The following is a 9710-nucleotide window of genomic DNA, read 5'->3' as shown; positions in this document are numbered from 1 at the left end:
GTACGCGTGGTTCTTCAGCGTGATGCCGCCTGAGACCGCATGGCGCGCGTTGTTCCTCGTGGGGATCGTGCCTGCCGTGTTCGTGTTCTTCCTGCGCCGGCTGGTGAAAGAGCCGGAGGTGTTTCAGGAAGCGAAGTCACAAGCCGCCGAGCGCACGAGCTTCTTCGAGATTTTCTCTCCGCGGCTATTGAGCACCACGCTGCGTGCCGCTGTGCTGACCACCGGCGCGCAAGGCGGCTACTACGCCATCACCACGTGGCTGCCGACGTTCCTGAAAACCGAGCGCCATTTGACCGTGCTGGGCACCGGCGGCTATCTGGCCGTGGTGATCATCGGTTCGTACATCGGCTACCTGATCAGCGCGGTGCTGACTGACCGCCTGGGCCGCAAGCGCAATTTCATCCTGTTTGCTGTGGGCTCGATGGTGGTGGCGCTGGCCTACACGCAGCTGGAGGTGACCGACAGCACAATGCTGCTGCTCGGCCTGCCGCTGGGCTTCTTTGCCTCGGGCATCTTTGCCGGCATGGGCGCGTTCCTGACCGAGTTGTTTCCAACGGCGGTGCGCGGCTCGGGCCAGGGCTTTTGCTACAACGTGGGCCGGGCGGTGGGCGCATGCTTTCCGTTCCTGATCGGGCAGGTGAGTGCGCATTCGTCGCTCGGGCATGCCATTGGCATCTTCGCGGCGGGCGCCTATGGGCTGCTCATCGTGGCGGCTCTCACGTTGCCGGAAACGCGCGGCCGAGAACTCGAATCGATTTAACTCCTGTGCTTCCCCCAAAAGTGCACAGCGCGCGGCGTTTGGAAGACGCCGCGCTTTTTTTTGTCAGCAGATAATCAAAACACCCCACTAATGGGTGGGAAAGATTCGGCCGTTTTGTGTTTTCATTCGCGTTGCAATTGCGCATGTTTCGGTTTTAAGACAAGCCGGGCATGAGACGCCGATTTGTCAGCTGATTATTCAAGATCAGGCAATCAACCGGCTGTAACGCAAGTGCCAGTGCGGCTCCGCGCCCTGCGGACAGTTTCAGCAACGCACGCGATCCCGCATCCAATTTTCTTCGCTAGCGCTGGTTATGTCCGGCACCCCCTAAAGAAGGGGTAATCCTAGTCAGCCTTTCTGTTTAAAAAAACGAGGGGTGGCGGCAATGGCGTGTTCATTGAGAAAATTGCGGCCTGCAAGACGCCCGGTTTCCCCGCCCCCACAGTCGCACAAGAACAAGAAGGAGGCACGGAGGAGGCGTCACCCGATTCCCTTCGTCAGTCCTGTGTGCTGTATGCGCGTCTGCGATGCGCATGCCGTGCGTCTTCTATCCGGCTATGAAAATTCTCTCCGTCTTCGGCACACGGCCCGAAGCGATCAAGATGGCGCCGCTCGTCAAGGCACTGGCCGAGCAGTCGGCCATGGAATCCGTCGTTTGCGTGACGGGGCAGCACAAGCAGATGCTGCAGCAGGTGCTGGACCTGTTCGACATCACGCCGCAATACGACCTGGAGCTGATGACGCAGAACCAGACGTTGAACGGACTGAGCGCGCGCCTGCTCACAGCGTTTGATGACGTGCTTGAGACGGTGCGCCCCGACCGCATCCTGGTGCACGGCGACACGACCACCGCGATGATGTCGGCCATGGCGGCGTTCCACCGTCGCATTCCCATCGGCCACGTTGAAGCCGGCCTGCGCACGGGCGACCTGTACCAACCCTGGCCGGAAGAGATGAACCGCCGCACCATCGACGTGTGCGCCGATCTGCTGTTTGCCCCGACCGATTCGTCGCGCCGCAACCTGCAGGCAGAGAACCTGGGCGGGCGCATTCTGGTGACGGGCAATACCGTGATCGACGCGCTGCTGCAGACCACGCAGCGCATCGTGAAGGACGATGCCTTCCGCGCCGAGCTGGATGCGCATTTCCCCTTCCTGAAGGACGACCGCAAGGTGCTGCTGGTGACGGGCCACCGCCGCGAAAACTTCGGCTCAGGGTTCGCCAACATTTGCGAGGCACTGGCCAAGCTGGCGCGCCGCGACGATATCCAGATCGTCTATCCGATCCACCTGAACCCCAACGTGCGCGGGCCCGTGCAGACCGCGCTGGCAGGCCTGCCGAATGTGCACCTGATCGAGCCGCTGGACTACGCCCGCTTCGTGCGCCTGATGCAGCGTGCCCACGTGATCCTGACCGACTCGGGCGGCGTGCAGGAAGAGGCGCCGTCGCTGGGCAAGCCGGTGCTCGTCATGCGCAACGTGACGGAGCGCCCGGAGGCCGTGCAGGCCGGCACCGTACGCCTGGTCGGCACTGAGGTGGACAGCGTCGTGGGAGCCGTCAGCCACCTGTACGACAACAACGACGCATGGCGCGCGTTCTCGCAGCACCTCAACCCCTATGGCGATGGGCTGGCTTCGCAGCGCATCGTGTCCGCCCTGGGCGGCGGCTTCGTCCAGGAATTCCTTGGCGACGCGGACGCACGCGAAGCCGCCTGAGCGGAAACCGAAAAGGCAATCACGATCATGTCCACGCTCGCAATCGATATTCTGCTGGTGCTTGCGTTCTGCATCATCACGCTGCTGGTGGTGTACACCGCGCGTCACTACCTGTTCACGCTGAACCGGCTGTTCGGCCGTCAGCGTCAGCCGTACCTCGACATTGAACAGGGTGTGTGGCCCAGCGTGGTGGTCTGCGTGGCAGCGCACAACGAAGAGCGCGTGATTGCGGATTGCCTCAACGCGCTGCTGCTGGTGGATTACCCGCAGGACAAGCTGACCATCATGCCCGTCAATGACCGCTCGAAGGACCGCACGCGCGAGATCATCGACGAGATTGCAGCGCGCAACCCGGGCCGCTTCCAGCTTTTTCACCGCACGGAAGGCCGGCCCGGCAAGGCGGCTGCGTTGCGCGACGCCACGCAGTTGATCGACGCCGAGATCATGATCGTGTTCGATGCCGACTACCTGCCGGCGCGCGGCCTCATCAAACAGCTCGTGGCGCCGTTCTTTGATCCGGAAGTGGGCGCCATCATGGGCCGCGTGGTGCCGGTGAATGCCGGCGCGAACCTGCTCACGCGCCTGCTCGATCTGGAGCGCTCCGGCGGCTATCAGGTGGACCAGACCGCCCGCATGAACCTGGGCCTGGTACCGCAGTACGGCGGCACCGTGGGCGGCATCCGCCGTCGCGCGCTGGACGATATCGGCGGCTGGAACATCGACACGCTGGCCGAAGACACCGATGTGACGTTCCGCCTGCTGCAGCACGGTTGGAAGACGGTCTACCAGAACCGCTCCGAATGCTACGAAGAGGTGCCCGAAGTCTGGCCCGTGCGGCTCAAGCAGATCAGCCGGTGGTCGCGCGGCCACAACCAGGTGATGGTGCAGAACATCCGCAAGCTGCTCGCCAATGACCGCATCAGCCGGCTGGAACGGCTGGATGGCGCATTGCTGCTGCTGATCTTCGTCATGCCGATGGTGCAGCTGGCCGGCTGGGTGGTGGCCGTCATCCTGTTCTATGCGGCGGCGCAGTCCATCGTCTCGGGCTGGATTCTTCTGGCGGCGCTGCTGTGCTACGGCGGGCTGGGCACGAATGCGGCCTTCTTTGAGATTGCGGCGGCCACCTACCTCGATGGCCATCGCAACCGCATTCGCTTGCTGCCGCTGAACCTGTTCGGTTTCCTGGTCAGCATGATGACGATCGCGCGCGCGGGTGTGACGCAGGTGATCGATGCCGTGAAAAAGCGCGAACTGGTGTGGGACAAGACCGAGCGCTTCCGCACCGAAGCCGCGGGTGTGGTCAACATCATGGCTGGCGAGGTGCCCGTGCGCACCGGCCCGGAGGGCACATGATCGGAAGCGTGCTGCTGCTGAGCGGCGCGGTTGCGGGCCTGCTCGTGCTGCCGTTCCTGCCGGCGTTGTCGGAATGGCTGCGCCCCACCGACTCCGCGCCGCTGCCGATGCGGCGTGACCAGCCGAACAATCTCACCTTCTTTGCCAACAGCTTCCGCCGCCGGCTGCAAGAGCAGTACGGCGTGGATGTTGAAGCCATGCGTGCTGCGGGTGCCGCCTACCAGGTGCCCGTGAGCGCGGAACTGAGCGTGGGGCGCGACCCGCGCGGCCGGCCGTCTGCCGAGCAATCAGGGCTTGTGCGCATGCTGGACAAGGTCAACCACATCGTCGTGTTCCGGGGCAACGCGTGGTTGGGCCCACGCAGCCGCGTGCGTGCCGACTTGTACGTCGAGCAGGATGTCGAGGTGGAGCACGACACCCGCCTGCGTGCCTGCCTGGCTGAAGGCGATATCGAACTGGGCGAAAACGTGGTGGTGCAGCGCTGGGTGCATGGCCGCAATGTGCGGTTGCGGCCTAACGTGCGTGTCGAAGGCCGTGTCACGGCGGAGGACCGCATCGTGATGGCTGCGCCGGCACGCTTCGAGCGTGCGGGTGCCACAGAGGTGATGTTTGGCGACGTGCGCAACGCTGCGCAGCCGGTGGGCATGCCGAAACCCGCAACCGAGCGCCGCGTGCTCGACGGCGATGCCACGCTGTCGGCCGGCGAGGTAACCGATTGCGACTACGTGGTGCGCGGCGACTGCCGTGTCGCGGGCGGCATTGCGCTCGAAGGCAGTATCAAGACGCACGGGCACCTGCGTACGGGCGACGGCGTACGCATCGCCGGTACGCTGTCTGCGCGCAAGAATCTTGAGATCGGTGCGGGGAGTGCGGTACTGGGCCCGCTGATCGGTTTTGAGGACATCGTCCTCGGACCCAACTGCCGTATCGGCCGCCCTGATGCACCGACCACGCTGGTCTGCAACCGCCTGTTCGTCTCGGCTGGCTGCGTCGTGCATGGCGTGATTACCGCGCACGAGTTCGCGCGTGTGGAAGGGTAAGGAGGCTTGCATGGTCACGTTCTGGAGCGCTTGCGTTCGCCGCTGCGGTGCCGTACTGGCGGGCCTCGCCGTGTCGGCTGCTGCTGCGCACGGTGCCACGATGTTTGAAGACTTCACCACGCCCGACGGGGCCATGACCGTATTCGCCCGGGGCAATTACGTCGAGCCCTACGTTGCCATCGAAGCCCTGCTGGTCGCGCACCGCCTAGGTGCCGACGTGCAAGCCCCGGCCGTGGGGCTTGCCAATTGGCTGCTGCCGTATCAACAGGCCAATGGCACGTTCCCACGCCTTTGCCGCAATGGCACAGACGGATGGGCCGCATGTGGCCACGCCGATGCGGACGACTCGCAAGCCGTGTTCTGGTGCCTGCTCGTCAACGAGATCCTGCATGGCCCGCCGCAACTGCTGGCGAGCTGCAGTCTCTCGCTTGTGCACCTGGCCACGCTGTGGGATCCGACGCGCGTGACCTTCCAGGCGTTTGCCGATCGGCCGGAAGCCTACTTTGCCGACAACGTGGAAGTGGCTGGAGCACTGAAACGCCTGCGCGCCGACCCCAAGGCCGCGTTGCACTACACGCTGGAGCTGGCCGCACTGCCATCACACAAGCAGATGATGAGCGGTCTCGCGCATGCTTACGGTTATCAGTTGAACGGCGCGCTGGAGCCCGCACGCGTGAGCCTGCCGCCCACGCCGTATGGCTTTTACCCGACGGCGGTTGCGCCGGTCTATCCGTGGGTGCATGACCTGGAAAGCGGCCCCGCCGCGCAGCGCAAATGGGCAGTGTGGAAGTTCCGCTACGGGCAGACGTGGCTGTCGGGCAAGGCTGACCCGTTCCCGTGGGGCATGATCGCCTGGGCCGCCTACACGCTGGGCGATATGCCGACTGCGCAGAGGTGGCTGCAGGCCGCGCCGCAATGGCGCGCCGCAGGCCGCTGGAACTTGATGGAAGAGGGCGCGCTGATCGGGCTCTCGCATGCACTGGCGATTTCCGAATGAGCACACCTTCCAAGCGCATCAACTGGCGCAAGCACCTGGCCAGCCTGTTGATCCTGATCGCCTTTGCGGCGTGCGCGCTGCTGCTGGCGCGGAACCTCAGCGCCGGGCCCGGCCGCCCGCAGACCGACGACATCGTGCTGGTGGTGCCTGACAACCTCGGGCAAGACAACCGCATCTACGTGCAAGCCTGGGAAGACGCCGCGCTGGAAGAGGGCGTGCGCCTGCGCACCATGTCGGCGTCGGATTTCGTGCGCCACGGGTTGAATGGCGAGCGTGTGTTTGCCGGCGTGATCCTGCCCGACACCGTGCACCGGTCGATGACGACCGCGCTCGTCAACCAGATCAGCCAGTTCGTGCAAGACGGCGGCGCGCTCATGCAGGTGTACGACGCAGGCATCCTCAACGAAAAGGGCTTCTACGAGGACGGCGCCTCGCGCATGTCGACCCTGGCCGGCGTGCCCTATGGCTTCTATTCAACGCTGCGCGAAAAGATGGCCAGCCAGGCCACCGTCTATGGCCAGCCCGAGGCGATGGTCGATCTGCATATTCCGCCGGGGCGCTGGATTGTCTCGCAAGGGCGCGCGGTGCTGTCGGGCTACGGCCACGACATGCTGCAGTATCCGACCCTGCGCACGCATGGCGACTACGCCGGCAAGGTGCTGCTGCGCTCCGAAGACAACTCGATCATCGCGGGCGAGCGCACCGTGGGCAAAGGCCACGTCTTGTTCGTCAACCTGCCGCTGACGTATCTCAAACTGCGTACCGATGGCGTGCTGATGCACGGCTTCCTCAGCTACTTTGCCGGCCACGTGCTGGAACAGCCGCGCCTGTCGCCGGCGCCGCAGGGCGTGGGTGGCCTTGTGCTGAACTGGCACTGCGACGCGCGCATCTGTATTGACGCCACAGACAAGCTGATTGAAGACGGCGTCTTCAAGCGCGGCCCGTTCAGCTTCCACATCACCGCCGGCCCTGACCAGCGCCAGTTTGGCGATGGCTTGGGTGTGAACCTCGCCCACAACCCCGCCTTTGCGGAGGTCGTGCATGGCCTGATGAAGCAAGGGCACGAGGTAGGCAGCCACGGCGGCTGGATTCACGACTGGTTTGGCCTGAACGTGACGGAAGAGAACCAGGCCACCATGGAGACCTATCTGCAGAAGAACGCAGACGCCATCCAGGAGCTGACCGGCAAGCCGCAGACCGAGTATTCCGCCCCCACCGGCAACCAGCCCGAATGGGCGACGCGCTGGCTGGATGAGCACAACGTCAAGGGCTACTACTTCACCGGCAACATCGGCCAGGGGCCGACGCGCACGTATCGCAACGGCCGGCGCGACGCGCACATCTGGTCTTTCCCCGTACAGACGTATGGCCAGTACGCGACTATCGAAGAAGCCGACATGGCGCACATTCCGGAAGCGGAGATCGCAGCCTGGCTGACTTCGCTGGTGAAGTTCACCACGGATTCGGGCGAAATCCGCCTCATCTACTTCCACCCGCCCGGGGCGGTGCGCTACCTGCACGCCATTGACGCGCTGATGGAAGCCGCCGACGCGGAAGAGGCACGCAAGCGCTTCCACTGGCACACCATCACGCAGATGGCCGAGTTTGCCGAGCGGCGTGAGAAGACCGTGTGGCACACGACATCGGAGCGCGGCGACGTGCGCGTGATTGCAGAGAATCCTGAAACACTGAACGACCTGACATGGCTGTTCCCGGCGGATCGTTATGCCGAGCCGCGTGTGGAAACGGGCCAGGCCAGCGTGGTCAGGGAAGGGAACAACTGGCGCGTGGTGGCAGGCGCCGGCACCAAGCTCGCCATTGCTGCCAAGTTGAACACGGGCAGCTAAGCACAAGACAACAAGCAGAAAGGGCCGCCGCCGCGCATCAAAAAAAGGCCGGCGCCCGCTTCAATAACAGACGGGGAAATACCAGCGTGAACCGAACTCCAATCGCGTGGATGGTGGCGGCGGCCATCTGCGGCATGACTGCGCCAGCGGTGTGGGCTCAGGCTGCCGAGCCGGCCGCCGCCCAGGATGCCGCCAAGCCGGCGGAAGACGCGCAACCGACGCAACCGGCGCAACCGACAGAAACTGCACAACCGGCCGGAGCGATGCAACCGGCAGAGCCGGCAACCCAGCAAGAGGCTGCAACCGAACCGGAACAACCGGCTGCACAGGAAGGCGCCACACCGCCGGCAGACGCCACGGCATTGGCCGCAACCCCCGTGCCCACGCCTGGCGCCAACGCGCCCACCGTGCCGCAGCCTGTGCCGGAACCCTACGCACCCGAGCGCGCCGCCATCGAGGCCGTGCTCGACACCGGCCGTATGAGCGACGGCTTTGGCGGTGCCACGGCAGTGGCCTTGCGCGGCATGATGGTCACCTCATATGGCATCTGGCAGGCCGAGCTGGATCGGCAGAGCCGGTTTGGCTTTGCGGGCCAGTACGGCGCACTCTCGCTCACGCGCGATATCTCCGAGGATTACTACTTCCTGGTTGGCGCGGGCACGGGCAACAGCGAGCTGTTCTCGAAGTGGCGTGTGGATGTGGCGGGCTATCGCAAGTTCGGGCCCGACCGCCGCTTCGTGGTGGGCATCGGCGCTTACTACGCGCAGGGCCAGGACAGTGTGCGCAATGACCAGGGGCTGGTGCTCAGTTCGCTGGCGTATTTCCAGTCGGTGGTGCTGGAAGGCGGCCTGCGCTTCAACCGGGCCAATCCCGGCCTGGTGTTCGGCCCGAGCCAATACGTTGCGGCCACGATCGGCAACGACGAAAAGCGCGCGCTCGTGCTGCGCGTGGAGCACGCCCGCGAGGCTTATCAAGTCTTGACCACCGGCACCGAGCGTGCGGACTACAACAGCATGAGCTACGCCATCCAGTGGCGCGAGCGCGTGTCGCGCGATCTGCTGCTGCTCATCGGCGCGCAGTACTACCACAACCCCTTCTACAACCGCACCTACGGTGAAATCGGCTTCCGCTGGAGTTTCCGATGAACGCCAAGCCGATCGAGGAAGCGCCAGCCGACGACTTGCCCACTAGGCGGAGATTGCGCGGGCATGAGCCCAAGCGGGTGATCGGCTATCGCGGCGATCGCATCGTCATGCACCGTGCGATGCGGCGTCTGGCGTTCCCGCTCTCGCGCTGGATCGACGTGCTGGGGATTCCGCTGGCGCTCACCGCCAGCTACTGCGCGCTCTGGCCAACCGTGGCCCGGCTGTGGGAGCGCATCATCGGTTTCTGGAGCGTGGCATTGGAAGGGCAGGTTCGCGTGGCGGCCGTGAAGGCGCTCGTGCCGGGCTTTGGTGCCATTCCGTATCCGCACAGCGACGCCGGTTTGCCCACCGCCGTGCAATGGCTGGTCGGGATGATCGTCACGCTGGCGCTGCTGTTCGGCACCCGCTTCATCGGCGGTCGTGCGTTGCCGCTGGCGTACTGGCTGCGCTTTATTGGCGTGGTGCAGGCCAGCGCCCAGTTCTACTTCTTCATGTGGCCCGCGAGCTTTCCGTATGACGGCGGCGGATCGATCGGCTCGCTCACGCAGGCGTCGGTCGTGGTGGTGCTGATCACGCCATGGCTCTATGCGTTGATCTACAACGTGCTCGACTTTGGCCTGATCCGCAAGCTGGTGCTGTCCGTCATGGGCATGGCGTATCTGACGGTGTTCATTCCGTTTCAATACACGCTGGCATCGGTGGTGCTGCTCAAGGGGTCGATGCTGTGGTACCCGCAGATCTTTCTGCTGTGGGCCGTGTTTCTGCAGTTCGGCACGCTGGTGGGCTTCTATGCGTGGGCGATGAGCTGGAATGCGCGCGGGGCCACGTCAAAGACGTTCGGCGCCTGAGTGCA

Annotated in this window: 8 protein-coding genes; all 8 read left to right on the top strand. The window is 64.6% G+C overall.

Annotated features, from left to right (window positions below; translation table 11 throughout):
* Positions 1–760 (top strand): MFS transporter (locus ACCD03_RS20560; RefSeq protein ID WP_413412724.1); only part of this gene is annotated, 760 nt, incomplete at its 5' end.
* 557 nt (positions 761–1317) lie between these two features.
* A complete protein-coding gene (gene wecB, locus ACCD03_RS20555; RefSeq protein WP_413412723.1) occupies positions 1318–2475 on the top strand; it encodes a non-hydrolyzing UDP-N-acetylglucosamine 2-epimerase in 1158 nt (385 codons plus the stop codon).
* 27 nt (positions 2476–2502) lie between these two features.
* Positions 2503–3828 carry a glycosyltransferase family 2 protein gene (locus ACCD03_RS20550; RefSeq protein WP_413412722.1) on the top strand — a complete coding sequence of 442 codons (1326 nt, stop codon included), beginning with the start codon at positions 2503–2505 and terminating at the stop codon, positions 3826–3828.
* Positions 3825–4868, top strand: coding sequence for a hypothetical protein (locus tag ACCD03_RS20545; RefSeq protein WP_413412721.1), 1044 nt, complete (start codon positions 3825–3827; stop codon positions 4866–4868). Before ACCD03_RS20550 ends, ACCD03_RS20545 begins: the two co-directional genes overlap by 4 nt.
* A gap of 10 nt (positions 4869–4878) precedes the next feature.
* Entirely contained in the window at positions 4879–5865 is a 987-nt protein-coding gene (locus tag ACCD03_RS20540) for a hypothetical protein (protein ID WP_413412720.1), read from the top strand.
* On the top strand, positions 5862–7712 hold the full coding sequence (locus ACCD03_RS20535; RefSeq protein WP_413412719.1) for a polysaccharide deacetylase family protein: 1851 nt from the start codon (positions 5862–5864) through the stop codon (positions 7710–7712). Before ACCD03_RS20540 ends, ACCD03_RS20535 begins: the two co-directional genes overlap by 4 nt.
* 86 nt (positions 7713–7798) lie before the next feature.
* Positions 7799–8857 carry a YaiO family outer membrane beta-barrel protein gene (locus ACCD03_RS20530; RefSeq protein WP_413412718.1) on the top strand — a complete coding sequence of 353 codons (1059 nt, stop codon included), beginning with the start codon at positions 7799–7801 and terminating at the stop codon, positions 8855–8857.
* Positions 8854–9705: a hypothetical protein gene (locus ACCD03_RS20525; protein ID WP_413412717.1), complete on the top strand. Its 852-nt coding sequence runs from the start codon at positions 8854–8856 to the stop codon at positions 9703–9705. The genes ACCD03_RS20530 and ACCD03_RS20525 overlap by 4 nt, the downstream gene beginning before the upstream one ends.
* Positions 9706–9710 lie beyond the last annotated feature (5 nt).

The sequence above is a fragment of the Ralstonia sp. Ralssp135 genome, assembly GCF_047304345.1.
GTDB lineage: Bacteria > Pseudomonadota > Gammaproteobacteria > Burkholderiales > Burkholderiaceae > Ralstonia > Ralstonia chuxiongensis.
The sequence above is the reverse complement of the archived record's forward strand: the minus strand, read 5'-3'. Positions and strand labels throughout refer to the sequence as shown.

What these genes read in the sequence shown, in the direction of transcription:
- wecB (WP_413412723.1), top strand. Translation starts at nt 1,318, where the DNA reads ATGAAAATTCTCTCCGTCTTCGGCACACGGCCCGAAGCGATCAAGATG.
- ACCD03_RS20550 (WP_413412722.1), top strand. Translation starts at nt 2,503, where the DNA reads ATGTCCACGCTCGCAATCGATATTCTGCTGGTGCTTGCGTTCTGCATC.
- ACCD03_RS20545 (WP_413412721.1), top strand. Translation starts at nt 3,825, where the DNA reads ATGATCGGAAGCGTGCTGCTGCTGAGCGGCGCGGTTGCGGGCCTGCTC.
- ACCD03_RS20540 (WP_413412720.1), top strand. Translation starts at nt 4,879, where the DNA reads ATGGTCACGTTCTGGAGCGCTTGCGTTCGCCGCTGCGGTGCCGTACTG.
- ACCD03_RS20535 (WP_413412719.1), top strand. Translation starts at nt 5,862, where the DNA reads ATGAGCACACCTTCCAAGCGCATCAACTGGCGCAAGCACCTGGCCAGC.
- ACCD03_RS20525 (WP_413412717.1), top strand. Translation starts at nt 8,854, where the DNA reads ATGAACGCCAAGCCGATCGAGGAAGCGCCAGCCGACGACTTGCCCACT.